Annotated in this window: 20 protein-coding genes; 16 read left to right on the top strand and 4 right to left on the bottom strand. The window is 55.0% G+C overall.

Translation table 11 applies throughout. From position 1 onward, the window contains the following. Positions 1-3 precede the first annotated feature (3 nt). The 3 genes from thiC to hisC are packed head-to-tail and all read left to right on the top strand — an operon-like array spanning position 4 to position 3,669. A complete protein-coding gene (gene thiC, locus AB3175_RS01890; RefSeq protein WP_367359240.1) occupies positions 4-1,290 on the top strand; it encodes a phosphomethylpyrimidine synthase ThiC in 1,287 nt (428 codons plus the stop codon). After that, the gene (locus AB3175_RS01885) at positions 1,274-2,611 is read left to right on the top strand and encodes a CCA tRNA nucleotidyltransferase (RefSeq protein WP_367359239.1); all 1,338 of its coding nucleotides are present in this window, start codon (positions 1,274-1,276) and stop codon (positions 2,609-2,611) included. Before thiC ends, AB3175_RS01885 begins: the two co-directional genes overlap by 17 nt. Next, on the top strand, positions 2,593-3,669 hold the full coding sequence (hisC, locus tag AB3175_RS01880; protein WP_367359238.1) for a histidinol-phosphate transaminase: 1,077 nt from the start codon (positions 2,593-2,595) through the stop codon (positions 3,667-3,669). The genes AB3175_RS01885 and hisC overlap by 19 nt, the downstream gene beginning before the upstream one ends. 293 nt (positions 3,670-3,962) lie before the next feature. Here the strand turns inward: hisC and AB3175_RS01875 are convergent, their stop codons facing one another. Then, positions 3,963-4,484 carry a transposase family protein gene (locus tag AB3175_RS01875; protein ID WP_367359237.1) on the bottom strand — a complete coding sequence of 174 codons (522 nt, stop codon included), beginning with the start codon at positions 4,482-4,484 and terminating at the stop codon, positions 3,963-3,965. A 552-nt stretch (positions 4,485-5,036) separates the two neighbouring features. Between AB3175_RS01875 and AB3175_RS01870 the strand changes: the two genes are divergently transcribed. From AB3175_RS01870 to AB3175_RS01855, 4 genes are all read left to right on the top strand, one after another. Further along, a complete protein-coding gene (locus tag AB3175_RS01870; RefSeq protein WP_367359236.1) occupies positions 5,037-5,816 on the top strand; it encodes a C40 family peptidase in 780 nt (259 codons plus the stop codon). A 233-nt stretch (positions 5,817-6,049) separates the two neighbouring features. Further along, positions 6,050-6,814, top strand: a complete 765-nt coding sequence (locus tag AB3175_RS01865; protein WP_367359235.1) for an ABC transporter ATP-binding protein — start codon at positions 6,050-6,052, stop codon at positions 6,812-6,814. Continuing rightward, on the top strand, positions 6,795-7,715 hold the full coding sequence (locus tag AB3175_RS01860; RefSeq protein ID WP_367359234.1) for a SufD family Fe-S cluster assembly protein: 921 nt from the start codon (positions 6,795-6,797) through the stop codon (positions 7,713-7,715). The genes AB3175_RS01865 and AB3175_RS01860 overlap by 20 nt, the downstream gene beginning before the upstream one ends. 91 nt (positions 7,716-7,806) lie before the next feature. Then, on the top strand, positions 7,807-8,262 hold the full coding sequence (locus AB3175_RS01855) for a hypothetical protein (RefSeq protein ID WP_367359233.1): 456 nt from the start codon (positions 7,807-7,809) through the stop codon (positions 8,260-8,262). A 142-nt stretch (positions 8,263-8,404) separates the two neighbouring features. Here AB3175_RS01855 and rdgC read toward each other — a convergent pair whose 3' ends face one another. Further along, a complete protein-coding gene (gene rdgC / locus AB3175_RS01850) occupies positions 8,405-9,535 on the bottom strand; it encodes a recombination-associated protein RdgC (protein ID WP_367359232.1) in 1,131 nt (376 codons plus the stop codon). A 400-nt stretch (positions 9,536-9,935) separates the two neighbouring features. Here rdgC and AB3175_RS01845 point away from each other — a divergent pair, with 400 nt between their 5' ends. The 8 genes from AB3175_RS01845 to AB3175_RS01810 all read left to right on the top strand — a co-directional run bounded on the left by AB3175_RS01845 (position 9,936) and on the right by AB3175_RS01810 (position 18,217). After that, positions 9,936-10,823, top strand: coding sequence for an NAD(+)/NADH kinase (locus AB3175_RS01845; RefSeq protein WP_367359231.1), 888 nt, complete (start codon positions 9,936-9,938; stop codon positions 10,821-10,823). A gap of 9 nt (positions 10,824-10,832) precedes the next feature. Next, on the top strand, positions 10,833-12,515 hold the full coding sequence (gene recN / locus AB3175_RS01840; protein WP_367359230.1) for a DNA repair protein RecN: 1,683 nt from the start codon (positions 10,833-10,835) through the stop codon (positions 12,513-12,515). Between the two features lie 3 nt (positions 12,516-12,518). After that, positions 12,519-12,977, top strand: coding sequence for an N-acetyltransferase (locus AB3175_RS01835; protein WP_367359229.1), 459 nt, complete (start codon positions 12,519-12,521; stop codon positions 12,975-12,977). Between the two features lie 31 nt (positions 12,978-13,008). Further along, complete coding sequence (locus AB3175_RS01830) at positions 13,009-14,382, top strand: murein transglycosylase A (protein ID WP_367359228.1); 1,374 nt, start codon at positions 13,009-13,011, stop codon at positions 14,380-14,382. 155 nt (positions 14,383-14,537) lie between these two features. Further along, the gene (locus AB3175_RS01825) at positions 14,538-14,810 is read left to right on the top strand and encodes an HU family DNA-binding protein (protein ID WP_093883399.1); all 273 of its coding nucleotides are present in this window, start codon (positions 14,538-14,540) and stop codon (positions 14,808-14,810) included. Positions 14,811-14,922: 112 nt separating this feature from the next. After that, entirely contained in the window at positions 14,923-15,912 is a 990-nt protein-coding gene (gene trpS / locus AB3175_RS01820; RefSeq protein WP_367359227.1) for a tryptophan--tRNA ligase, read from the top strand. Positions 15,913-15,932: 20 nt separating this feature from the next. After that, complete coding sequence (locus tag AB3175_RS01815; RefSeq protein ID WP_367359226.1) at positions 15,933-16,688, top strand: pseudouridine synthase; 756 nt, start codon at positions 15,933-15,935, stop codon at positions 16,686-16,688. Next, complete coding sequence (locus tag AB3175_RS01810) at positions 16,685-18,217, top strand: DUF4139 domain-containing protein (protein ID WP_367359225.1); 1,533 nt, start codon at positions 16,685-16,687, stop codon at positions 18,215-18,217. Before AB3175_RS01815 ends, AB3175_RS01810 begins: the two co-directional genes overlap by 4 nt. A gap of 149 nt (positions 18,218-18,366) precedes the next feature. On the opposite strand, the gene AB3175_RS01805 is transcribed toward AB3175_RS01810, so the two are convergent. Continuing rightward, positions 18,367-21,072 carry a glycogen/starch synthase gene (locus AB3175_RS01805; RefSeq protein ID WP_367359224.1) on the bottom strand — a complete coding sequence of 902 codons (2,706 nt, stop codon included), beginning with the start codon at positions 21,070-21,072 and terminating at the stop codon, positions 18,367-18,369. Between the two features lie 68 nt (positions 21,073-21,140). Beyond that, positions 21,141-23,027 carry a class I adenylate cyclase gene (locus tag AB3175_RS01800; RefSeq protein WP_367359223.1) on the bottom strand — a complete coding sequence of 629 codons (1,887 nt, stop codon included), beginning with the start codon at positions 23,025-23,027 and terminating at the stop codon, positions 21,141-21,143. A 115-nt stretch (positions 23,028-23,142) separates the two neighbouring features. Between AB3175_RS01800 and hrpA the strand changes: the two genes are divergently transcribed. Then, positions 23,143-26,991, top strand: coding sequence for an ATP-dependent RNA helicase HrpA (hrpA, locus tag AB3175_RS01795; protein WP_367359222.1), 3,849 nt, complete (start codon positions 23,143-23,145; stop codon positions 26,989-26,991). Position 26,992: the final 1 nt, after the last annotated feature.

Raw genomic sequence — 26,992 nt, 5'->3', positions numbered from 1 at the left:
ACGATGACGCAGTTGGAAGCGGCCAGGCTGGGGATAGCCACCGAGGAAATGAAATTGTGTGCGGATAAGGAAGGGGTTACACCGGAAGTTATCCGACGGGGGGTCGAGGAGGGGAGCATTGTCGTCATCCGCAACAACCTCCACAACAGTATTGTTCCTCTGGCCGTGGGCAGGGGGCTTCGCACAAAAATCAACGCCAATATCGGAACGTCTCAGGATCATGCAGACGTAGCTCTTGAGCTGAAGAAAGTTGAGGCCTGTACGGCGTCGGGCGCAGACGCCCTGATGGATCTTTCCACGGGTGGAGATATCCGGTCGATGCGCCAGGCCATCATGAAAGCCTCCCCCATGGCGGTGGGAACGGTTCCCATCTACTCGGCGGCGGCGAATGCCATGAATCGCCGCAAGTCCATCATGGAAATGACGGCGGATGATCTGTTCCAGGCCATTGAAGAAAACGGCGAGGACGGCGTGGATTTCATTACCGTTCATTGCGGGGTGACACGCGAAAGCGTGGGGCGGATCGAGGCCCAGGGCCGCCTGCTGGGCATCGTCAGCCGGGGCGGTTCCATTACGGCTCGCTGGATGGATTACAACGATTCCGAAAATCCCCTTTACGCCCAATACGACCGTCTGTTGGAAATAGCACGCCGCTACGACATGGTCCTCAGCCTGGGTGACGGTCTCCGTCCTGGATGCCTGGCCGACGCGACGGACCGGGGCCAGGTACAGGAACTCATCGTTCTCGGGGAACTGTGCCGAAGGGCGCGCATGCAGGATGTTCAGGTCATGATTGAGGGTCCGGGACACGTTCCCTATTACCAGATTGAAGCGAACATCTCCCTGCAGAAAAGCCTCTGCGAAGGAGCCCCGTTTTATGTTCTGGGGCCTCTGCCGACGGACATCGCCCCGGGATACGACCACATTACCGCGGCAATAGGCGGAGCCCTTGCCGGGGCTGCCGGGGCGGATTTCCTCTGCTATGTGACCCCTTCGGAGCATCTGCGTCTTCCGAACCTGGAAGACGTCCACGAAGGGATCATGGCCTCCCGGATTGCCGCTCATATTGCGGATATCGCCAAGGGCTACCCCGGAGCCATGGAGAAGGATGCTCTGATGGCGAAGCATCGCAGCGAATTCAACTGGGAAGGTCAGATCGAACTTTCCATCGATCCCGGACGCAGCCGGTCATGGCTGGAACGGAGCGAAAGCGCGAAGGAGGAGGGCTGCACCATGTGCGGTGAGTTCTGCGCCATCAAGCTTGGGAAAAAGGATGCCCATCGCCAGTGAAAAAGGATATTCCGCTCCAAGCCTCGAAGGGGCGTCCGGCATTGTCCGCCGACTGAAGAGCGCCGGGTATGAGGCCTGGCTGGTGGGCGGCTGTGTCCGCGATTTTCTGCGCGGCGAGGAAGCGGTTGACTACGACATCGTGACCTCCGCCTCTCCGGAAGCCATGCGGAATCTCTTTTCCCATACGGCCGCCGTGGGGATTCGATTCGGCGTTCTCCTGGTTATTGAAAGGGGGAACACCTATCAGGTGGCAACCTACCGATCCCCTCACGGTTATCGGGAAGACGTCCGCAGAAGGGACTTTACGGTCAATGCCCTGCTGATGGATCCGGAAACGGGTCGGATTGTCGATGAGGTGGGGGGCCGGGACGACCTGAAGCGGAGACTGATCCGTGCCGTGGGCAGTCCCGAAGACCGCTTTGCCGAAGATCCGCTGAGGATGCTCCGGGCCGTGCGATTTGCCTCCAATCTCGGCTTTGCCATCGAAGAGAACACATGGCAGGCCATTTCGGATCATGCTGCCGAAATCCTGACCGTAAGCGCCGAACGTATTGCAGATGAACTGACCTTCCTACTGACCCGGGGCGGGGCGGGTTATGGCATGCGGCTGCTCGCGGACTGCAGCCTGCTTGCGCAGGTTCTGCCTGAAGTGGATGCCCTGCGGGGGGTGCGGCAGCCTCCGAAGCATCATCCCGAAGGGGATGTCTGGACCCACACGGTAACAATGCTCGATCTGATGCGTTGCCCCGCCGATGCCCGCCTCGCCTGGGGAGTTCTCCTGCATGACGTAGGCAAGGCGGATACGCAGACAGAAGACGACAGCGGCATTCATTTCTTCGGCCACGCCAGGCAGGGATGTGTTCTCGGGGAGAGCATCCTGCACCGTCTGAGATTTTCCCGGGCGGACAGGGAAACGATCCTGGATCTCATCCGCTTTCATATGAATTTCATGAATGTGCAGAATATGCGTCCCAGCCGGTTGAAGCGTTTTCTGCTGAAAACCGGTTTTGATCTCCATCTTGAACTTCATCGCCTGGATTGTCTGGCAAGCCATGGGAGCTTGGAATCCTATGAATATTGCCGGAAAAAGCAGGCGGAATGGGCCGATGAGCTGAGAACGCTTCCTCGGCTGCTTTCCGGGAAGGATCTCCTGGAGATGGGCCTTCCTCAGGGAGCCCTCATCGGGAAGGTGCTGCGCATCGTGGAGGAGGCTCAGCTCAACGGATCGATCAAAACCCCGGAGGAGGCCCACCGATTTGTAATTGACCACTGGTCCTCTGTTCCGACCAGGAAGGATGACTCATGTTTTCCCGACGATTGAAGTCCCTGACCCCTTATGTCCCGGGCGAACAGCCACGGGACCGCTCGTATCTGAAGCTCAACACCAACGAGAGCCCTTATCCCCCGTCTCCGCGCATCGAGGCTTTTCTGCGGGAATTCGACCCGGCGCTGCTACGCCTCTATCCAGATCCCTGGTCGCTGAACCTGCGCCGGAAAATGGCCGGGAAGTATGGACTGTCCGAGGATCACATTTTTGTGGGAAACGGTTCCGACGAAGTCCTGAGCTTTGTCTGGTACGCCTTTTTCGACGGCCGGTACGGCAGGCTTCTCTTTCCGGAATTCACGTACAGTTTTTTCCCCGTTTACTGTGACTTTTATGAAGTTCCCTACCGGAGGATTCCCCTCCGTCCGGATTTTTCCGTGGATCTTGAGGCCATGATCGAAAACGGTGGGGAGCCTTCCTGCGGGATCATCTTTCCCAATCCCAACGCGCCCACAGGCGTTGCCCTTGAACTGGACAGGATAAAGGCGCTGATGGATCGCTATCCTTCCGACCGGGTTGTCGTCATCGACGAGGCTTATGTCGATTTCGGAGCTCAAAGCGCCATTGGAATGATTGCCGATTACGAAAACCTCATCGTCACAAGGACGTGCTCCAAAAGCTTTTCACTGGCAGGTCTGAGGCTCGGATACGCTTTCGGGAATCCGGATCTGATCCGGGCCCTTTTCACGACGAAGGATTCCTTCAACTCCTACACGGTCGGCCGACTGACACAGTCCATCGGCGAGATCGCCATGGAGGACGAAGAGTGGATTGCAGAAAAAACATCCCGGATCGTTGAGACCCGGACTTTTTTCTCGGATGCGCTTCATGCGCAGGGCTGGGAGGTTCTGCCTTCCAGGGCGAATTTTGTCTTTGCCCGCAAAACAGGGCTTTCGGGACAGTATATTTACGAGACTCTCAAGAATCGAGGGATTCTGGTCCGCTATTTCAACGTGGAGGGAATCCGAGATTTTGTCCGCATCACCATCGGAACGAAGGAGGACATGACCCGTCTGCTGGAAGAGACGCCAAGGCTTTGTTGCACGGAAACCTGAGAATCGTGAAGCCTGTTGGTCAGCGCTACGCGGGCATCCGAAAGGCCTTCAGCACGATTGTTGAAGGCAGGCGGGCGATCGTCTGAAGAAAAATCCAGTGGGCATCTCCTGCAGGGAAGGGCTGGAAACGGACCGGACATGTGCCCGTGCCCGCGCAGCCCTTTACGCGATGGGGATTCTCCGGATGGACGATATGCCGCGATGGCACTTATCGCCCCCCCGTCCTTAAAAGCTCCAGTTCGCCTTGTTTCAGCGGGCCTGACTGGAGCGCGCGCCATTCGTTGTTCCTTCCGCTAAAGCATCTGTTCCTTGAGGGACGCCTGGGAATAGGAGCCGGCCTTGTATCCGCCGGTCTCCGGGCTTCTGGCCCTGCGGGATGAAGAGGCCGACGCTCCCGTTTTCTTCCTCCGATCCATGCGGTGAATCGTCTCGTCATCCACTTCCAGGTACCAGCCTGCTCCCCGGTAGCTTGTCACCGTCGTGAGGCGGAGGATCTCTTCGGCAAAGCGCTTCGTGAAACGGCCGCTGATCCACTCCAGGCTTTCCACCCGGATTTTCTTATCGCGGTCGCACATGATTTTTCTCTTTGGCACCTGAAGGAAAACACGCCTGCCGCAAAGGGGCAGATCCTGAACAGTCATGCTTCCCATGCTGTGAACCGCTGCGCTGTGGGTGGATCCACAACCGGAGCAGACCGGCGTTCCCGGATCGATCGGCTCAACCTGCATGTGGATGGATCGTGAATTGATCTGAATAATCCTGGCCACCTTGTAATTGGGAATGTTAAGAAGCTTTGCTATGGTTTCTAAGTCCATGGGTCCCATCCTTTCGGTTAATCGTTTTGACGTTCAGTGTTCTGCAGTCCCTCTGCCGTGCTATTTGTTGCCTCTGTCAACTTTTGGTCCGATTATACGGATCGCAAAAAAACCAACAATCAGGAAAGATCTTAATTACATTATTAAAATACACTGAGCTGCTCCTAAGGGTTAAGCCTTAGGACTGAGGGTAATCTTATAAAGAGAAGGGGGCGTCCGCAGGTCAACAGCGAACAGGCAGATCAGACGGAATAACTTAAAAATAGACATGAATTGAAGAGAATCAATTTCTGCCGTCAGAAAATTCGGGCACGTCAGGCGTAAGAGAAAAAGCTGGCCGAATCGGGACATTCACCTGAATCAAGACAAACCATGAAACGGCTGTATCGTGTCGGCGGTTCATTTACGGGGGCTCTGGGGGTATGAGAACCGTTGACAATTAACTTGAGCATGATTTGACAATCTGTTAGCTTTTGACCCAGACAAAGATCATTTTAAAAAAAGTAGGCGATGAAGGAAAAGGCGAACAGGAAGTCTGTTTTGGAAGTTGAAATGCGCCGAAGAAGGGCTCTTGGGGTCTTTTTCATCCTTCTTTTCTGCATTTCCTTTCTTGCCTCCTGCGGAGGACGCTCAGCGGCTCCTTCCCGGCCGGAGGTGCGGCCATGGCCTGCGGCAAAGAAAAAGGCGGCCTATCTGGGCTTCACCATTCAGGCCGGAGCCTTTTCCAATGTGGCAAACGCCGCCAGGATGACGGACAGCCTCCGCCTTCAAGGCCTGGACGCCTACTACTTCGTATCCTCCGCCGGTCTTTACAAGGTGCGCTTCGGAAACTTCGCCACCAAGCGTGCCGCCCTGCAGAAAGCGGAAACGCTCAGGACGGCCGGTGTCATCGAGGAATTCTACATCGTCAGCCCCGAGGAATATGCCGTTGCCAGGCGCACCTCTCTGGGAGACGACTATCTTCGTGAACAGCTGATCAAAACGGCGGGAGAGTTCATCGGGGTTCCCTATCTCTGGGGAGGCACGACCCCCGAAGAAGGTTTCGATTGCAGCGGGCTGGTCATGGCGGTTTATCAGCTCAACGGACTCGATCTTCCCCGCACGTCGCGGGAACAATATGCCGTCGGGGAGCCGGCGAACAGGAACTCCCTGCAGAAGGGCGATCTCGTTTTTTTCGCCAACGGGAAAAAGCATCCCATCTCTCACGTGGGGATCTACATCGGGAAGGGAAAGTTCATCCACGCTCCCGGACGGGGAAAAACCATCAGAGTCGACACCCTTTCCAGCCGATTCTACGAAAGCCGGTATATGGGCGGGCGCACCTATCTTTAGGACGCGTTTTGTGTTCGGACCGTCCAGGCTTCTGAGGGCCTCGTTTTCTCCGAAGGCGCCTTGTTTCCTCAACCGCCTTTCCGGAGTCCTGTAAGAAAGAGCTGCATGAGGGCCCTGCAGGGCATAACGGTTTTGTCTGTTGACTTTGAGGAATTTTTCAATAAGATAGAACCAACTGTGTCATGAACCTCGCATTTTAAATATCTTTTCAGGATAACGAAAGGTTGCCTGCCATGCTGGAACTCCGGAATTTGCACTTTGCGGTGGATGGGGATGACGGACCCGAAGGGGGGGAAAAACGGGAGATCATCAGGGGGATCAATTTCACGTTCGAGAAGGGAAAGTTCTACGCCATTACCGGCCCGAACGGGAGCGGAAAGACCACTCTCGCCAAACTGATCATGGGAATCAATCCAGCCTCTTCGGGATCCATTCTCTTTGATGGCCAGGATATCACCAATCTTTCCATTACGGACCGGGCCAAGGCCGGGATCGCATACAGCTTTCAGCATCCGGCCCGCTTCAAGGGAATCACCTTTCGGGAGCTCCTGAACCTGGCAACGGGCATCGAGGAGGAAGAACAGCTCGTTTCACTGCTCATGCGGGTAGGGATCTGTCCCCTGGACTTTCTCGACAAGATTGTGGACGCAAAACTTTCCGGAGGAGAGATCAAGAAGATCGAACTTGCCACCACCATTGCGCGCAATCCGAAACTGGCCATCTACGATGAACCGGATACGGGGATTGATCTGTGGACGATCGGGCCAATGGTGGATCTTCTGAAGCGGGAACAGAAGAACTACGGGACGACAACCATTGTCGTCAGCCACAACAAGGTCTTTCTGGAAGCTGCCGACGAGATCCTCATCATCAACGGAGGCCGGATTGTTTTTAAAGGGGTTCTGGGTGAAGCGATGAACCTGCTGAACGACATGAGTATCTGTAATTTCAAAAGCTGCTGCGAAGGAGACGACCAGAATGCTAGATGCTTTAGATAAGGAACTTTTAAAAGCCGTCGCCGATCTGGAGGATATCCCGAAGGGCGCCTATAATATCCGTAAAAACGGGAAACTGCTGACGCGGGCTAACAGCGCCAACATATCGATCGACAGCAACGCCGACGGCACAGGGATCGTCGTCGCGATCGCCCCGGGAACCGTCAACGAATCCGTGCATATTCCGGTGATCCTGAGCCAGGCCGGGCTCTATGATGTGGTATACAACTCTTTCCTCATCGGGGAAAATGCGGACGTCACCATCGTGGCCGGCTGCGGAATCCACTGCGGGACGGAAAGCCCCGAGGGGCATGCGGGCATTCATGAATTCCGGGTAGGTCGTGGGGCCAGGGTGAAGTATGTCGAGAAGCATTACGCGGCGGGAAAGGGATCTGGAAAGCGTTCCCTCAACCCCACGACAAAAGTATTTCTCGAGGAAGGCGCCCAGGTGGAAATGGAACTTACCCAGATCGGAGGCGTAGATGAGGCCGACCGCCTCAATGAGGCCACTCTTGAGGCCTCCAGCATGTTGATGATCATGGAAAGGGTCCTGACGGAGAAGGGCCAGACGGCCATTTCGAGAAACGACATCAAACTGGCAGGAACCGACAGCAGGGCGAATATGATCTCCCGCTCCGTTATCAAAGGCGATTCAAAGCAGAATTTCTACGCAACCATTGAAGCCCTGGCGAAGTGCTTCGGACACATCGAATGCGACGCCATAATCATGGACAACGGCACCAATGAAACCATCCCCGCTCTGAAGGCCATGCATCCGGACGCCGAGCTGACCCACGAAGCCTCCATCGGCAAGATCGCCAACGAACAGCTCATGAAGCTCATGAGCCTTGGGCTGAGCTATGACGACGCCGTGAACCGTATCATCCAGGGGTTCCTGAAGTAACGGTCTCTCTGGAAGATGTAGGGATAGAGGGGCTTCCGCGCTGCTACCGAACAGCCGGTGGATGAACAAAAAGGAAAAAAGGGGGAAGAGAATGGATGCCTTTCCAAACGAGCCAATGGGCTTTCGGGGAATCCTCTGGGGGCAGCGACTGGAAAGCCTGACCGGCCGGAACTTTACGAAAATCAGCGATGACGGGGACGTCAGCGCCTACCGCCTGGACAATGACCGCCTGAAGATGGCTCACGTGGAGGTAGACGATATCATATATTATTTTTTTCGGCATCGCCTGTACCGAGTCCATGTCCAGATCGAGTCCCATGAAAATTTCGCCAAGCTGAAAGAAATCTTTTTCGAAAGTTATGGCGAGGGCGTATCGGTAAGCCGGGATGAAACGGAAACCTATTACTGGGCCGGTGCGGAACTGGACCTTTCCCTGGAATACAATGAAGCGTCACGCGGCAGGATTGAATATTCCTTTCGCCCAATTCACAAGCAGGAAGAGAAAAAAGCCAAGCTGAAGGTCATACGCGAGTGGGATGAGGCGTAGTTGCCGTTAGGGCATTCGCGAAGTGTCCTCTCTCCTGCCTGGCGGGTAGCTCGTCTTTCAGCGGATGCCTTACGTCCACCTTCCAGGCGCCCTGCCGCCTGACGAGGATCAGGGTCAAACAACCATCGACCGCAACGCCGATCTACTGCTCCAGCCAGTTTGCAATCCGGGGAGACTCCAAAGAGAGCCAGCGGGGAGAAAGGCGGATTTCCAGAAATACCCTGAACAGGGAAACCATGATTTTCGTTGCCCCTTCCACCAGATAGATGCGTTCCAGAACCGCACCGTCCCTGTCTTCCGAGTCCTCCATCCGGTCGGTCATAACGGGAAGTTTCAGGGACTGAAAGTGGAAGCGGTCCGCCTTCAGAGTGAATTCCCAGGCATCCCCGTCCTTTTCGAGCTTGATCCTGGCTTCCTTGATTTTCTTCCCCTGCCGCAGGGCCTCTCTGCCCTCCGTGAGATCCGCATGCATCCCCTGACAGACCACCGTTTCGGCATATTCCCCGTCGCCCGACTCCAGGACCAGCCGGCGAACGAGGATCAGTTCCACATCGCCCGTTCCCGGAACGTAGACCGATCCGTTTCTTTCCTCACTTTTAAACCAGAGCCAGGTAAGGAATTCACGACCCATGGAGGTCCGGTCGACGGCCTGCAGGCCCGCCGTTTCAGGGGCATCAGCGAGGGCGGCCCGTTCCGCCAGGGAAAGCCGATTTGCCGACTCTTCATCGAGCCAGAGCGGATCCCAGGGTGTGTAGGGATAGACAGACAGGGAGAAGGTCTGTTTGAAAAAATCCTGGAAATCGTCGATCACCTTCTCCGAAAGGCTGCACAGAATCAGCGATTTCTGTGACACGGACCAGCAGAATTCATAAAAGGCGGGAACCGGCTGGGCCTTGCTGAAAAGTTCGAGATGAACCCTCTCCCGGAGGTCTTCCCGCTGCTCACGGTAAATTCTCTTCTGCCCCGTTTCAGAAAGGAAATCCTGCTCCGCTTCCAGAAGACGGATTCTTTGGAGGGAAGGGGGGACGGTTTTCCTGTCGATGCGAAGCGTCAGCATCAGGTAATCTCCCCAGATATATTTTGCGCCTTCGAAGTCCGTATCGAGGACATTTTCAAGACTGGTCCAGCCAATGGCCTTCTCTTCCGAGGCCGGGGCGCTGGAGCGGAAGGCGAAGGCCTTCAGCTGCTGATGAATAAATTCGTCCGCCGATGCCGGCAACGATCCTTCCAGACGGTAAAGAGAAAAGGAAACGGTTCCTTTGAGCAGTCCCATAAGCCACCATGGCGGCAGTCATCTCATCCTCTCAGAAGTTCTATTTATGTGGATTCAAAGGCCACCGGTCGAACAGCCCCCCGAGGCCGCTTTTCCTGTGTTCCGCCCTGTTGAAACCATCCTGGTTTCGGAAAAGAAGATGCCGCAAAAGAGAATAGGGGAACCTATCGTATCGGAAGGAGCCTTGTCAAGGAGAATAGCCTGTATAATTATGTCGTGGACACTCCCGGCAATTTGTGTTAGGCAAATATCGTTTTTTGCAGCCCCATATCCATGCGCCCACCGCACCGGCGGACTTGTTGCCGACCGTCTGCCCTTGACATCCGGACGTTGAAAGGTCAGGAACCCGAGACGCAGCGTGGAGCTGGAAATGGGAAGGCCATCAAAGTGAGGCGGAGAAATGCCGGGCGGCAAGCGGATTAATAAAGTCGGGATCATCGCCAATATTCGAAAAGAAACGGCTCTGGGATGTTCGTCCGGCCTGAAGAAGTGGCTGCAGGAGCAGGGAATCGAGGTATTTCTCGATTCTGAAATCGCAGCGGCCCTGGGAGAGACCTGCGGACTGGAGCGGCAGAAGCTTGCCGCCCTGGTGGACCTGCTGGTTGTTCTGGGGGGAGATGGCGCGATGCTGCGGGCAGCCCGGTCCGTCCGGCAGTTCACGATCCCCATCGTGGGCATCAACCTGGGAACCTTCGGCTATCTCACGGAGATCAACCTCAATGAGATGTACCCTTCGCTGGAGCGCATTCTCCGGGGGGAATACGCTACGGAAGACCGGATGATGCTCGACATGGAGGTGGTGCGGGACGGAAAGACCTCCTGTGAATATACCGTGCTCAACGATGTGGTCATCACCAGGGGAAACCTCACCCGGATCATCGATATGGAGACCGCGATAGACGGTTCCTATCTGACGACTTTCCGGGCAGACGGCCTCATTGTCAGTACTCCGACGGGTTCGACGGCCTATTCCCTCTCCGCCGGCGGTCCCATCGTCTTTCCTTCACAGAACGTCATCATTGTCAATCCCATCTGTCCCCACACCCTGACCAACCGGCCGATCATCCTCCCCAGCAGCATCACCATCAGCGTAAAAGTCTGGTCGGAAGAGGAAGGGGTGAGCGTAGATCTGGACGGGCAGGAGTCCGTTACCCTGAAATCAGGGGATACGTTGATCGTCCGCAAATCCCGTTACGTTACCACCCTGGTTTCCTCCGCGAACAGGAATTACCTGGAGATTCTCAGGTCCAAGCTGGGATGGGGCCGGCTGCCCTCCATAAGCCGGTAAGCAGACAGGATGCTGGTGCAACTGAACATCCGCAATTTTGCCCTCATTGATGCCCTGCAAATTTCCTTTGGCGACGGCCTCAACATTCTGACCGGGGAAACCGGCGCCGGAAAGTCCATTGTTGTCGGGGCCATTGGACTTCTTCTGGGTGACAGGGCCTCGACGCTGAGCATTCGTTCAGGGGCCGATACAGCAGAGGTTGAGGCCCTCTTTGAGCTGGAACAGGGAAGCTCCGTCCAGGAAATGCTTGTGGCGGCCGGTCTTGACGTGGACAGCGAACTCGTCATCCGAAGAGTGATTTCGCACACCGGGAAAAACAGGGTTTATCTCAATGGCACGTTGTCGACACTGAATCTCCTGAACAGAATTGGTGAATCGCTGATGAACATCTGCAGTCAGCGAGAACACTCCATCCTGCTGAATTCCGATTGCCACCTGGATCTGCTTGACGCCTTTGGCGGACTCGATCCCCTCCGTCATGAATACGGCAGGATGTTCAGAAGCTGTAAGGATCTTCAGCTGAGGATTTCGAAACGGACCGAAGCGAAAAAAAGGCGATCGGAACAGGAGGAACTCGCACGGTATCAGCTTGCAGAAATCCGTCAGGCCGGGATAGCCTCCGGGGAGGACGATCGGCTGTCTGCCCAGAGGCAGGCGCTCCTTTCCGTTCAGAAACTTTTGAGCATCTCGGGCCATGCCTATGGGCTGCTCTATGACCGGGAAGACTCCGTCCTGTCAACCCTGAAGGACGTGATGGCCTGTGTCCGGGAAATCCAAAGGATCGACCCCTCTCTGAAGATTTCTGAACCGGATCTGGAGGCGGTTTATTATTCCCTGGAGGAAGCGGCCTCTGCCCTGCGGAACTACGCCCAGGGCCTGTCGCCCGATCCGAAGTCGCTCGCAGGGATCGAAGAGAGGCTTGAGGTATTGAGCCGCCTGAAGAGAAAGTACGGTGGCAGCCTCGAAGGCGTGCTGACAAGGCAGGACGAGTTGGAGAAAAGCCTGGCGGATCTGTTCTCCCTGGAAGAGGACCTGGAGAAGGAGAATGCGACCCTTCGGGAATTGGAGCTCCGAATGGATGAGAAGGCACGGGAGCTTTCTTCGGCGCGACGGAGCACGGCGGAGGTTCTCTCGAACGCCGTCGTCGAGGAGCTGCAGAGCCTGCACATGGAGGGCGCGGTCTTTGAAGTTGTCTTCCATGAGGCGGGTGGGGATTTCCGTTCTTCCTTTGACGAACGGGGAATCGATCGGGTCGAATTCTACCTTACCGCCAATATCGGCGAAGAACCGAAGCCTCTGAGCAGAATCGCTTCCGGAGGGGAGCTTTCGCGGATCGTGCTGGCCATGAAGAAGGTTCTTGCTCAGGTGGGCTCCGTCGGCGTCATTGTCTTTGATGAAGTGGACAGCGGCATTGGCGGGGAAACAGCGGACCTTGTAGGGAGCAAACTGCGGGATGTCGCCCGGAATCACCAGGTGCTCTGCATTACCCATCTCCCCCAGATCGCCTGCTATGGTGACCGGCATTACCGTGTGGTCAAGACCGAGGAGGATTCCAGGGCGATAACGCGGATCGAAGTGCTTTCCGAGGAGAAGCGGTCTGAGGAAATCGCACGGATGCTGGGGGGACGGGAACTGACGGAAACAACGATACGGCATGCCCGGGAAATGCTTGAACGTGTGTCGGGGAGGTAGGAAATGTTACGGAAAGCTCGAATCGGCGATGTCAAGACGATTCACCGGATGATCAACATCTCTTCCGGAAAGGGGGAGATCCTGCCCCGTTCCCTCATGGATATTTACGGCAACCTGCGGGACTTTTTCGTCTATATCGATGAAGAGCACAATTCGCTGGTCGGGATATGTGCCATGAGCATCATCTGGGAAAATCTCGCGGAAATCCGTTCCCTCTTTGTCGAAGAGTCGAGGCGTAAAGAGGGGATCGGCCGTCGCCTCGTAGAGGCCTGCATTTCTGAAGCCATTACCTTGGATCTGTATCGCGTCTTTACCTTGACCTTCCAGGTGGAGTTCTTTTCGAGGATGGGATTCAAGATCGTTGACCGTTCAACCCTTTCAGAAAAAATATGGACGGATTGCTTCCGCTGTTCCAAATACCCGGACTATTGCGACGAAGTCGCCATGGTCCTCGACCTGTAATTTCCGAACCACGTCGAATATCGAGGGGGACATGAACAAACAACGATACGGCATTCTTCTCCTGGGACTTTTCCTCTGTCTGTCCGTCCTGGGAGGCTGTGCCTCTCATCAAAAGCCACGGGACGAGGAGCCCAAACCGCCGACTGCAATCAAGCCCGCCATTCCGGCCCCGCAGCCGGAACCCGTGCAGAAGCCGAAACCGGCAGCGCCGACGCCCCCGGCCCGGGAGATGAAGCCCTCGTTTCCTGAGATCCTTCAGCCCGATCCCTCGTCCATGACGCTCCTGGCACCGGAAGATATCCCCCTGCTTACGGATGACCTATCGAGAGATTCCCTGCTGGCGGCGGTTGAACAGAGCCTTCTGTTCTACAGCCGCATTCCGCGGGACAGCCGCCACCCGATGGGTCCCGTCGCCTGCACGGCCGATGAGTTGAAAGAGACCCTCTTGTTGTTCCAGAAAATTCTTCAGGACTCCTCTTCCGAAGATGAGCTGAAAGAGAAGATCGCCGCCAGCTTTGATTTCTATCAGGCAGCCGGCCGTGACAAGAAGGGAACGGTTCTGTTTACCGGATATTTTGAACCGATCATCAAGGGCTCCCTCGAACGGTCTGAGGCCTTTTCTTTCCCCATTTACAGACCTCCGGAAGAAACGGTGGTGATCAACCTGGGGAGATTTAAAAGCCGGTACATGGGCGAAACGCTGACGGGCCGCCTTTACGGCGGAGAGGTGATCCCTCATTACACGCGGGAAGAGATTGACGGTAAAGGCATCCTTTCGGGCCGGGACCTGGAAATTGCCTGGGCGGAAGATTCCGTTGAGCTGTTTTTCCTCCATATCCAGGGATCGGGCATCATGGAGCTCCCGGACGGGCAGTCGATCCGTGTCGGTTATGCCCGGTCGAACGGCCACCCCTTTCGAGGCCTGGCAAAGGTCTTGTTCGAACAGGGAAAAATAGCTAAAAACGAAATGTCCCACGAGGCGGTCAAGAGATATCTCCAGGAGCATCCCGGAGAGCGCGCCGAACTGATGCACATGAATCCGAGCTATGTCTTTTTCCGGTTGCTCGAAGGAGGAAATGTCGGATCTCACAATGTGAGCCTGACTGCAGGGCGTTCCATCGCCACGGATCCGAAATATTTCCCCCGGGGGGGCCTGGCATTGATTCAGTCGCGGAAGCCTGTATTTACGGAGAACGGCTCTAAAATGCACTGGGTCCCCTTTTCAAGGTTTGTCCTCAATCAGGATGCCGGTGGGGCCATCAAGGGTACGGGAAGAGTCGACCTGTTCTGCGGGACCGGTTCCGACGCAGAACGAGTTGCAGGAAGCCTTAAGGAAAACGGGAACCTTTTTTTCCTTTTAAAGAAAAAGGGACTTCCCGGTAACGAGGCAGCCACGGACTTTTGAGGAAACACAACTTCTGAATTCCTTGCTGAGTCGAATTTCCGACGTTGAAATCGCGGCAAACCCCGAATTATAGTTGAACATGTAAATATTTTATGGTAATTTCTTGCAGATTTAACAAACTGTTTTATTAAAAAATGAAATGGGGGAGAGAAGAGATGACGAAGGCGGAATTGATTTCAGTAATTGCAGAAGAAGCGGGAATTACAAAAGCGTCAGCGTCGAAAGCACTGGCCAGCTATGTTGGCGTAGTGGCCAGGGAACTCAAGAAGAACGGGAAACTGGGGCTTGTCGGCTTTGGAACCTTCTCCGTCGTCAAGAGAAAAGCCCGGGAAGGCAGAAATCCCCAGACAGGCAAAGCCATCAAGATTCCGGCCAAAAAGGTTGTCAAATTCAAGCCGGGAAAGGAATTATCAGATAAAGTAAAATAGTGTTATAGCATTTTTACCTGTTGAGAAGGCCCTCGAGAAATGAATCTCCGGGGCCTTCTTGCCTTTAAGGTTTATCTTTGATAAGTGACGGAAAAACTGAAGGGGAAGCGCTTTGACAACAAAACGAATATTGAGTGGAATGAGGCCCACGGGAAAGCTTCATCTTGGCAACCTGCACGGTGCGCTGAAAAACTGGGTGAATCTTCAGAATGATGATCGTTACGAGTGTTTCTATTTCGTGGCCGACTGGCACGCGCTGACCAGCGATTACAGTGACACCGGGCAGATCCTGGACAATGTCACCGATATGGTCATCGACTGGCTGAGCGTCGGACTCGATCCAGAGAAAAGCACTCTCTTCGTTCAATCCAGGATCATAGAACATGCGGAACTCTTCCTCCTGCTTTCCATGATCACACCCCTTCCCTGGCTGGAGCGGAATCCCACCTACAAGGAGATCAAGGAGGAATTGTCGAACCGGGACCTTTCGACGTTTGGATTTCTGGGTTACCCCGTCCTTCAGGCTGCGGACATTATCATCTACAAGGCCCACGGCGTCCCTGTAGGGGTTGATCAGCTGCCCCACGTGGAGCTCACCCGGGAGATCGCCCGCCGATTCAACTTTCTCTACCGAGAAATCTTTCCAATTCCCGAACCCCTGATTTCGGACGTTCCCAAACTCCTGGGCATAGACGGCCGGAAAATGAGCAAATCCTACGGAAATTCCATTTACATCAGCGATACCGGTAACGAGCTGAACAAAAAAATTCTCTCGATGTTCACGGATCCGCAGCGGCAAAGAAAGTCCGATCCGGGAAGACCCGAGCTCTGCAATGTCTTCAGCTTTCATCAGCTTTATTCCGACGATTCCAGCATCGGGGAAATCGATGTTGAGTGCCGGCGGGCCGGGATCGGCTGTATTGAATGCAAAAAGCGCCTGGCGGCTCGGATCACCGAGGGACTTCAAACCGTTCATGAACGACAGGAATATTATCGCGGCCATATCAAGGAAGTCTTGGAAATCATCGAGAACGGAACGGCTCGGGCCTCCGGAATCGCCCGGGCGACGATGGCTGAAGTACGTGAAGCCGTAAAAATTTGAAGCATGAAACGGGTGCCGTCATGGAAGAAAGGCTGCAGAAAATTATCGCCCGCTCGGGGCTTGCTTCCCGACGGAAAGCCGAGGATATGATTCGGGAAGGGCGGGTCAGCGTTAATTCGGAAACCGTGCGGGAATTGGGCTTCAAGGCCGATATCGGTCGCGACGAGATCCGGGTGGACGGCAAGCTGATCTGTGCGGAGGAAACAAAGATCTATGTCGCACTGAACAAACCCCGTGGATACGTCACGACGCTCAGCGATCCGCAGAAACGTCCCACGGTGATCTCCCTTCTTCCCGAGCTCGGTGCCCGTCTTTTCCCAGTGGGGAGGCTGGATTATGATTCCGAGGGACTTCTGCTGATGACCAATGACGGCCATTTTGCTCAGCAGATTCAACATCCCCGCTTTCGTGTTTCCAAAACCTACAGGGTCAAGATATCCGGCCGACTGACCGGCGCTGAATTCCGCCGGCTACAGAATGGCCTGGATCTTGAAGACGGTACCTTTGTTCCCGATGCTGCAATGATCGATGAAATCAACCCCAAGAGCTCCTGGCTGATCCTGAACATCAGTGAAGGACGAAACCGCGTTATTCGCAGGGCCTTCGAAAAACTGGGCCATCCGGTTTTGAGGCTGATCCGGACGGCCATTGCTGACCTGCAGCTGGGAAATCTTGGCGAAGGCGATTACCGCTTCCTCAAGGGGTGGGAAATCCGTCAGCTTATGTCGCCCAGGCGTCAAAATGAAAGGTTGGGCAAACCATGGGAGAAAACATGATCCGCTGTGGAAGGACTGCCGCATGGGCCGCCGTCATGACACTGGCCGTGCTGCTGATTCCTCTTGGCATGGTCCACGCGACGCCTGTGGAGGTAACCCTTTTCCCCAGCTTTGCCCGGGTAACGGAACGCTCCCGAGTACCGGTCCGGTTGGACGAAAAGGGCAGGGCCACGGCCGTTCTGATCCTTCCCGGACGGGTGCCGCAGGAATCTTTGACCATTTCGCCGGAATCAGAACCCGGTCTCAGAATCACCGGCCTTTCCTGGCGCACGGCCAACCCGCCGGGGAGTGTACAGGCCGTCGCGATGCAGAAGCAGCTTGCGAAACTCAAGGATGAGAGAATGCGGAATTCGGCAATGATCAAGGGGCTCGATGCGGAGATCTCCTTCTGGACGTCCCAGGCCAAGGCAAAGACCAAGACTCTGAGGGATGCCGCCATTTTGTCGACCGCCATTTCACGCAACACAAAAAGGGCCTGGCTGGAAAAGATGACCCTGGAAGGGGAATGCGAAAACCTGGATCAGCGCATCAAGAAACTTTCCGACGAAATGAAGCAGGCCGCTGGAGAGGGTGATGAAAACAGGGAATTGACCCTGATGCTCACCGGCCCAAATCCCGGCCCGGGGATCTTATCCTTCAAGTACACGTATGTCTTGCCGAACTGCGGATGGTCGCCTCGGTACCGCCTCGAAGGGACTTCCAGTCGAGGGCAGGTCGATTTTTTCTGGGATGCCGAAGTATGGCAGAACAGCACGCAGGATTGGAGCGATGTGGAACTGTCCCTCGGCAGTCAGACCGCCGTGCCGGTCCCGGGTACCCCTGAAAAATCGCCGGAATGGAAACTCGACGCCTCAAAGGCTGGAAAGCGTAAAAACATCAGGAAGGAAGAAGGAAACGGACCTTCAGCGCCGCTCAGAACACCCATGGCGATTCCTGTGCGCTCGCTGGGACGACACTCCCTCCCGAAAGGACAGAAACAGATCCTTGGGGTTGACAGCGCGCATTGGCCTGCAACATTCAGCCGCGTCATCCGGCCTTTTTCTCAGCCATCCTCCCTCATCAGAGCGGAAGTGCTCTCAGCGTCACCCATGGAGATTCCCCAAAGTCCGGCTCTGTTTCTAATGGACGGCGAACTGATGGGAATCCGGGACTTCGAATTCTACGGCCTGGGGAAAACGCTCTTTTTCGGCAGCGATCCTTCTGTTTTTTCAGAGGTGAAGATGGTGTCGAAACCACGGGACCCCGGGGAAAATCCTTCCGCGAAGCAGGATCTGGATTGGCACTGGCGAACGCTTATACAAAACAAAGGCAGCCAGGAGGTCAGAGTCGTCGTTGAGGAACCTGTCCCACAAATACGGGATCGACGGATTACGTCGGTTGTCCATGGAGAGCCCGCCTTTTTCAACGGGCAGTCAAACGTCGGCCTCCGTGAGCTTGTGTTGACGCCGGGCGGAAGCCGGACACTGGAAACGTCTGTTCACATTGAAGCCCCCCGTGACATCGAACTGGAAATGAGCTGGTCGCCCTGAAACGCTCTTCCTCGAGAGTCCTTTTTTAAAACCTCACGGATTCGCCTTTCGCCCGCGTCGGTTTCGCCGCCTTGCGGTCCGCCGGTGCTTACGCAGCCTTCACCTTCTCTTCGCCGTTTCGGCATCCTTCTTGACCGGTGCCCGGACGATCACACGAGAGGCTTGCCCCCATTGAGCTTTTCATAGATCCGCATGTACTGGGCAATCATGCCCTGGAGGTCGTACTTTTCCCGCGATTCCTTCATGATCCGCCGAATCTGGGCCTCTTTGACGTGCAAAGGCTTTCTGTGGAAAAACATGCTTTTTTCCAGCCCGTACCACAACCCGCCGGGATCGTAGTCGCGGAAGAGAAATCCGTTGCCGACATCCTGGGGTGCTCCGTCAATTTTAAGGCGCAATTCTGAAATCTTGTCGTGATAGCCGCCCGTATCCCGGTTGGTGGCTGTCGCTCCGAACAGATTTCCCACCTGGTCGATCTGACCGCAGGGTTCGTAAAGGGATGCGCCGAAGACGTCGCTTGCCGCAGCAAAGCCCAGCATGGAAAGCCCTTCATCGAAGTGGTGATAGGCGATCCGTCCCTGGGAGGCGTAGGCAATCTGTCCCAGAATATCCACATGGGTGCGGTCGCTCCCGATGCCATCCCCCACGATGGCCATCTGGGCGCTGGGATAGGCTGAAATGAATCGATGGGCAATGGCTTCAAGAAGCTCAACCCCCTTCTGGACGGGATCCAGTCGCGAGGGCCAGAAAAAGAGGATGGCATCCGGATCGACGTTCAATCCGGTTCTTTTCTGGAACTCCACAAGGTTTTCCCTTTTCGCCTCCATGATGGGATCTTCCACCCCGTACGTGCGGACCAGAAATGGGCAGTTTTCAGGGTACATGACGGAAGCCGGCGCATTGATGATCGCCCGGGCCGCATCGCTGTAATACTTGGCCTTGACTTCACTTCGAACGCTGGGTGGAACCAGCGGGCGGTCGAGGAAAAAGTCGTTCACCACTTCACGAAGAAACCGCTCTCCCACAAAATTAATCAGGGTGGCATTTTTGATGGCCGTGGCCTGACAATCGACACAGGATTGCCCATAGGCCTCGGAGTAATAGATCTCCTCGCCGATGCCCTGGAGATTGACTCCTTCCAGAAGGCTGAGAGGCAGGTTTTCCGTAAAGACATTGTGAACCGTGTGCAGAACCGGGACATTGGTGGATTTGGCATAGGCGGTAATAACGCCGCCGGCCATCCAGTCGTGGCTGTGGATAATCAGCCTTCCGTCGTGCATTGAACGGACGTTTTTGATGACGTTGTTGACGATCTCGCGCTGAAATGTGGCGGCGGTCCGCAGGGGATCTCCGGAGTAGGCGCTGAGATTGTCGGCGAAGATGGAGGAACTGACCAGGTGAATGTTTTCCGCTTCGATCTTGTAGCGGACTTCCCGCCACTGGCTTTCGGTCATTTGAGATTCCAGCTGAAAGCGCTTCTTCAGATTCAACGTGGCCAGATGGACATCGATGCCCCTCTCCAGAAGCCCTTCACACAGGGCTGCGACGACCTCTCCCTGCCCCCCGCTCTTGCCCGAGATGTACTTGGCAAGGGTCCCCATATCATGGGGCAGCCTGCCCGTTTCAGGGGTAATCAGCATAATGGGCGTTCTTGCGGGCTTTTTCAGGATTTCAAACCGTTGGATGAACCCTTCCAGGTAATCGATTTTCCTGGTGAGAATTTGAGTGGCGCGGACCGGCGACGAATCGTAAGGATTGTTGTAACGGCAAAGGGACTGCCTGGCATCGATCCTGTTGTTCAGATAGTACAGCTGATCCGAGGTCGTCAGATTGCGCCAGCGCGTCAGAAACTCGCTTCCGGCCCTGCGCGCGGACCCTTCCATATTTTCCAGATCCTTGAAAAGCACATACTGCGTCGGGCTTTCCATCCACCCGAAGGTGTCCCTGACGATATCCATCCAGGTGGAAGAGGACGAATTCTGCAGGTCCAGGGAGGGACAGGTCTCATATTTGTAGCGCGCCGCGACGTTTGTTGGTGTTTCAATGCGGACGTCGGGATATTTTTCCAGGGCGGCGGGCATGCCTCTCCAGAAGTCGAAGATGCCTTCATCTTCACGGATGTAGCCGCCGATATGCTCCAGATCGTAGCCCAGCAGAACCACGGTTCCGTCGACCGAGGCGATTGAGCCTGCATACTGCTCCGGCGTCAAGTACCGCTGTGAAAAACCGTAAGCCAGTTGATTGCTCAGAACGCGATTGCGGGGTATCACAATCAGGTTCGTTCCCCTTGCGCGGTACACCGAATTGGTCTGCATCGGATCTGCTTCCGAGGCATCTTCCGAATGCCACCGCGGTTCGCAGAGAATGGAAAGATAACCCATGTCGGCAACAATATCCGCCAGTGCGTTGTTGTAGATCAGCTCCGTGTTTCGAAACGAGAGGGGAAATATGCCGAAGAGTTTGCGGATACATTCCCGGTGTCCCGTTACCTGCTCGCGAAACTCCTCTTTATGCGGATCAGAGAAGAGGGAGGTCAGAGAGTGGAAATACGTTTCATTGAGAAATTCAACCTGCTGACTGCCCCTTCCGACATCAAGGAGGGATCTCAAGGCATTGATCACCCTGGGTTCGTATAGAGTCGCCTGCTCCAGAAAGGTTCCGGACATGCTCAAGGTTATCCGGAAGCCCGGATGTCGCCGGACCAGGTCTGTAAGCATTCCCAGAGCCGGGAGATACGATCTTTCAGAAGTGGTAAGGAAAATCTCTTTGTTTTCATCATCCCAGAGGAATTTATCCCGATCCGGATGAAGACGGAAAGGCTGGTGCAACTGGAAATAAAATATAACGGACGGCATATCTCACCTACGTATGGAATCAAACGGCTGCTGAAAAGATTCTGTTGACGTTTTATGGAACGATTTATCTAGTCTTTAAGATAAGATGCGACCAGGCGCTTTGTTTCTTCGAGAATCTTGTCGCCATGGCGGCTGTTTCGCGGACTGTAATAAAACTTTTCTATATCATAGGGGTTCTTTGAAAGATTTTCAAGGAAGGAAATAACGCGCCCCGGGCGGGGAAAGGAATGGATGTAGAGTTCTCCCCAGTTGTTCAGAGTGAGAATGCGAAGAGAGGCAAGCGAGCGAGTGTCCGGGTCCTCGGCAAAATTGCTGACAAGAAGCATTTTTTCCGTATGTTCCGGCTGAAGAAAATTCTGAAACTCGATGGAGCTGACATCATAGGTCCCGAAGGTTTTCTTGATCTTTTTGCTGAGAGTGATCATTTCAGGCATCGTGGCAAAGGTGCGATTGGGAAGCATGCGTATCAGCTCCGGGAAATAGAGGCCGTTCCAGACGAGATAGGCAAGGCAGTAGGTGAGATCGGACTTCTCGCAGATGATCGTCTCGGATTCATTTCCGGGAAAGATCTGCCAGCCCCCCTCACAGAAACGAACCGTCAGCGATGGAAGGTTATGCGTGTCCAGAGGCCTGAGAAGAATGGGAATTTTGTTGGGTTTCTTTTTCAGGGAAGAGGAGAGCTTGCGGCCGAGAATCGTCAAATCCTGGGGAGCGACATCCCCCGCCACATTGCGGGCCAGCTCGCTTATGTCCTTGTATATCTGAACGAGAAGCATGAAAATGGTTTTTCCGAACTGGACCTGCGCTGAATAGCTCCAGTCGGTAAAGCGGTTGAGATCGTAGATCGTTTTCCTGTCCAGGTCGTATGTCTTGAAAAGAGGAAGGGTCTTTTCCTCCCTCAAGGTTATCCGCCGGGAATAAAGCTTCACCTCATACCTCAGGTAAAAGCATTGCATGATCAGGTGGTACGTATCCCTGTCCAGGTTCCGTGTATGATCCAGGACGGCAATGAGCGTAAAAATGCTCGGATCGACAAAGTCATAAGGCTTTCTGTCCTGGCTGAGAATCCGGCTGCGGAACCGGTGGCAGAGAAGGTCGCCTTCAGGAGATTCGAGGAACATCTTCAACAGCAGCATTTTTATGATGGACTTGAGCGGGTGGGTCAGGGACTTGTTCAACTGCCAGAGGGCTGCACCGAAGGATTCCTCCTTGTCGATGAAATCAAGATCTCCCATGTCGATGAGATCGTAGTAAACGGAGGGAGATGACTGGAATTCCTCGGCGACGCCATCATAGGTCAAAGGGGAATGCGGATCGTAGGAAGCCCACCAGAGGGGAACCTTGCCGGCGATGAGAATGGTGGTGCGGTAAAACTCTTCCTTGAGGACCTTCTTCTGCGTGCTTCCGCAGCTTTCACAGTCCACATCCCCAAAACTGCATCGCCTGATATCTTCAATATCGCTCACAAAGAAGTGGACAGGCATTTTCAGGTTGTCATCCATCCAGTTCTGGATTCGATGAACCTTTTTAAGAAACTGGGCATAGGACGCGCTGTCATAATCGGCTCTGTTGATGCAGATCCAGATGTCGCAGTCCGAAGAAGGGGTCTGGCTGATCGTCCCGGCGCTCCCGATGGTGTAAATGCCCTCTATGAGCAGGTCATTGCTCGTCATGGTCAGGATGGGCGCAGCACTCTGGATATTGAAGTATTTTTTAAACATGGGTTCTTTATTCCGGATTTCATGATCTGTTTCAATGTTGAAAACACGGAAATTATGCTTTATAGAATCCATGTAGCCTGGGACGGATTCGTGATTGACACTGATCATCCAGGGAAGAAGATAGAGAATGGACTCGCTGTCTCTCGGGGCGAGCTGGGAAAATATTTTTTTCCGGAACCTGTTGTATTCCAGAAAGATATTTTTGTTGCTGGTGATAATTCTGTATAAGGCCACTCGATGCCTCGTCATGCAGAGCGGTTCAGAGACTCTGTCATCATGCGGTTACTCTTTGCAGGAATACAAGAGACGTCTGCCGGAGCAATCTCGATAAAATAATTCAGCGAAAGACTTGCAAAAAACGATCACACGAAAAAGGACCAGGACAGAAATTTATTCGGACAGGAAGAGCGCCCGGCTGAAAAACCGCCCCGAAGTGACGTACCCGGCGGACTTGCCGATCTGTTCCCGGAAGGACGATATCGTCCAGGCCATTGTCCGCCATCCGGTGGTGATTATCACGGGAGAAACCGGGTCCGGCAAGACGACACAACTTCCCAAGATGTGCCTGGAGGCGGGAAGGGGCATGTCCGGCATCATTGGCTGTACGCAGCCCAGGCGGGTGGCTGCGGTAACCGTGGCGGAGCGGATTGCCGAGGAACTCGGACAGACCGTCGGGCAGGCGGTAGGCTACAAGATTCGTTTTGAAGATCGTTCCGGCCCGTCACCTTTCATCCGGCTCATGACCGACGGAATTCTCCTCATGGAAAGCCAGAGGGATCCGCTTCTGCGAGCCTACGATACCATCATCGTCGATGAAGCCCACGAGCGGAATCTGAATATCGACTTCCTGCTCGGATATCTCAAAACCCTTCTGCAAAGAAGACGTGATCTCAAAATCGTCATTACCTCGGCAACAATCGATACGGAGAAATTTTCGTCTGCTTTCGGCGGAGCGCCGGTCGTTGAGGTTACAGGCCGGGTTTACCCCGTGGAAGTCCTTTACCGGCCCATTGAGCCCGAGGATGAAGATTCGGAGGACCTTTCCCCCGTCGACGCCGCCGTCCGTGCCGTCGATGAACTGCGAACAGGGCAGTACCATCGCGGGGACATCCTGATCTTTATGCCCACGGAACAGGATATCCGTGATACCTGCGAACTCCTGGAAGGGCGGAGCTACGATAACCTGGTAGTCCTCCCCCTGTTCGCACGCCTTTCCTGGTCCGAGCAGAGGCGTGTTTTTTCGCCGGCAAACGCCCGGAAAATTGTCGTAGCCACCAACATTGCAGAAACCTCGCTCACCATTCCCGGAATCCGCTATGTCATCGACAGCGGTACCGCGCGAATTTCCCGCTACAATCCCAGAACAAGGACGATCAGCCTGGCCGTTCAGGCGATATCCCGAAGCAGCGCCGATCAGCGCAAGGGGCGATGCGGGCGCGTACAGAACGGCGTCTGCATCCGCCTTTATTCGGAGGAGGATTATCTCCGGCGCCCCTTGTACACCGTGCCGGAAATCCTGAGATCCAATCTGGCGGAAGTCATTCTGCGCATGCTGAAGCTGGGCCTCGGCCACCCGTCTTCCTTCCCATTCATTGACGCCCCGAATCTCAAAAGCATCCGCGATGGTTTTGATGTCCTCAAGGAACTCGGCGCCGTAACGATCGAAAAAAAAAGGAAAGGCGACAACACGGAGGATGAAGGATTCGGAGTCGGACTTACGGAAAAGGGCCGTCGCATGGCCCGCATGCCGATGGACCCGCGGATTTCCAGGATTCTTTTAGAAGCGAAAAAAGAGGGGTGCCTCAAGGAGGCAACGATTATCGCATCGGGACTCTGTGTCCAGGATCCAAGGGAACGGCCTGCTGACGATGAAGGTCGCGCAGATCTGGCTCATCGCCGCTTTGTCGATCCGGCCTCTGATTTTTTGACGCTGCTGCGCATCTGGCAAGCCTATGAGAACAATCTGGAACGTCTCAAAAGCAGCACGAAGATGCGCAAATTTTGCCGCACTCACTATCTTTCCTGGAGAAGAATGCGCGAGTGGAAGGAGATCTACGAACAGGTCCGTACCATCCTCAAGGAGGGAGGTGAAGAAAAGGGCGAAAACGAAATCGACGTGGAGTCCGGACAGAAAGATCTCTACGCCGCTCTTCATCGCTCCATCCTCAGCGGCTATCTCTCAGGCATTGCCTGCCGGCGCGAAAAAAATTTTTATGCGGCGACCCGGGGACGGGAGGTTATGCTCTATCCGGGCTCGGGTCTGTTCCATCATGGAGGCGACTGGATTGTCGCCGCCGAAATGGTGGAAACATCCCGGCTATTTGCCCGCACCGCCGCAAATATCGACAGCTCATGGATTGAGCAGATTGCCGGAGAGCTCTGCACCTCCACCTATTCCGAACCGCACTGGGAGAAGCGCCGCGAAGAGGTGGTCGCCTTCGAACAGGTTTCCCTGTTCGGCCTGGTGATTGTCCCTCGGCGCAGGGTTTCCTACGCTGCCGTCGATCCGGAGGAATCGAACAGAATTTTCATCCGCAGTGCCCTTGTAGACGGCGAGCTGAAAACGCTCCCTCCCTTTCTTCATGCCAACTGCCAGCTCATTGCCGAGGTCATGCAGATGGAGGATAAGATTCGCCGCCGGAATCTTCTTCAAGACGATGCGGTGCTGGAGAGCTTCTATGCATCGCGGCTCCCGGGAGTCTGTGATATGCGAACCCTCAAGAGCAGGATCCGTGATCAGGGCGGGGACGCGTTCCTCAGGATGAGCCTTGCGGACGTCCTGTCCCAGGTGCCCGACGAGGACGAACTGTCCCTCTATCCGGACCAGGTGGATGTAGAGGGCCGCAAGTACCGTTGTGTGTACCGCTTTGATCCGGGAAGAGAGGATGACGGGGTGACCATCCAGATCCCCGATGCCCTTCTGCCGGGCATTCCCCCTGGTTCAGCCGACTGGATGATCCCGGGAATGCTGAAAAATCGCGTACTGGCCCTGCTTCGGGGGCTTCCGAAGGAATACCGGAAAAAGCTGCATCCCCTTGGACCGACGGCGGACAGTCTCATCCGAAATCTGACCGAACCATCCGGCCCTCTCATTCCCGAACTGGCCGGTTTGATCCGCACAACGCTTTCGCTGGACATTCCCGCCGCGGCCTGGTCGAAATCGGAAGTGCCCGATTACCTGCGGGTCCGCTTTGCCGTACTGGACGGCAAGAATCATGAAAAAGCTTCCGGACGCGATCTTGCCGTGCTTCAGCAGAGCGTCAATGCCGGGCAGGATTCGAAAGCCCTTGAACGGACCCGCCGAATCTGGGAAAAAACCGGTTTCACCGCCTGGAACTTCGGCGATCTGCCGGATTCCGTCGAGGTCTCCCACGATGGATCGCCCGCAGGCCTTGCCTGGCCTGCGCTGACGCCCGCGGAAGGCTGCGTCGATCTCTGCCTTTACAAAACCCGAAAAGAGGCGGCAATGGTCCACCCGAAAGGCGTAGCGGCCCTCTACTCGATTTATTTTTCCCGGGAGCTTAAGGATCTCCGGAAGGCTCTTCAACTGCCGAAACCGCTGAAAAGCTGGGCTGAGGATTTCGGGGGAGCCCGGAAGGTGGAAAGCCTGTTCCTGGATAAAGTGAAAAAAGATCTCTTCGAGCTGGAAATAAGGAAGGAAGGAGAGTTTCTCGACCATGCTCGGAAGATCCGGGAGAAACTCCTCATGTACGGCCAGGAATTGATCAAGGCGGTGGAACCGCTGCTGAAGGCCTATTCCGAAACGGCCGCTGATCTGCGCCAACTGGAGCTTTCGGTGCGGGGAAACCGCGAAGGACAGGCATTTCTGAAGCAGCTCCGTTGTGAACTGGAGGAGCTGCTTCCCGGGGATTTTCTCCTCCGCTGGGAAGAAAAGCGGTTGAAGCACATACCCCGCTACCTCAAAGCGCTTAAAATACGTGCAGACCGTGGTTTTCTGAACCGGGAGAAGGACCGCCGCAGGGAGGAAGAACTGCAGCCCTTTATCCACCGGCTGAAGGAAGCGTTAGACGGGCTTTCGGAGCATGCATCGGACAAAAAGAGGCAGGCCCTGGACGATTTTTCCCAGATGGTTGAAGAGTACAAAGTTTCGCTTTTTGCCCAGGAGCTTAAAACGGCGTTCCCCGTATCCGCCCGTCGCCTCGAGGAAAAGCTGAACGAAATCGACCGTATGTTTTAAT

This window comes from Syntrophus sp. (in: bacteria), from assembly GCF_040768185.1.
Classification (GTDB): Bacteria; Desulfobacterota; Syntrophia; order Syntrophales; family Syntrophaceae; genus Syntrophus; species Syntrophus buswellii.
This window is presented reverse-complemented; position numbering and strand designations above follow the sequence as displayed.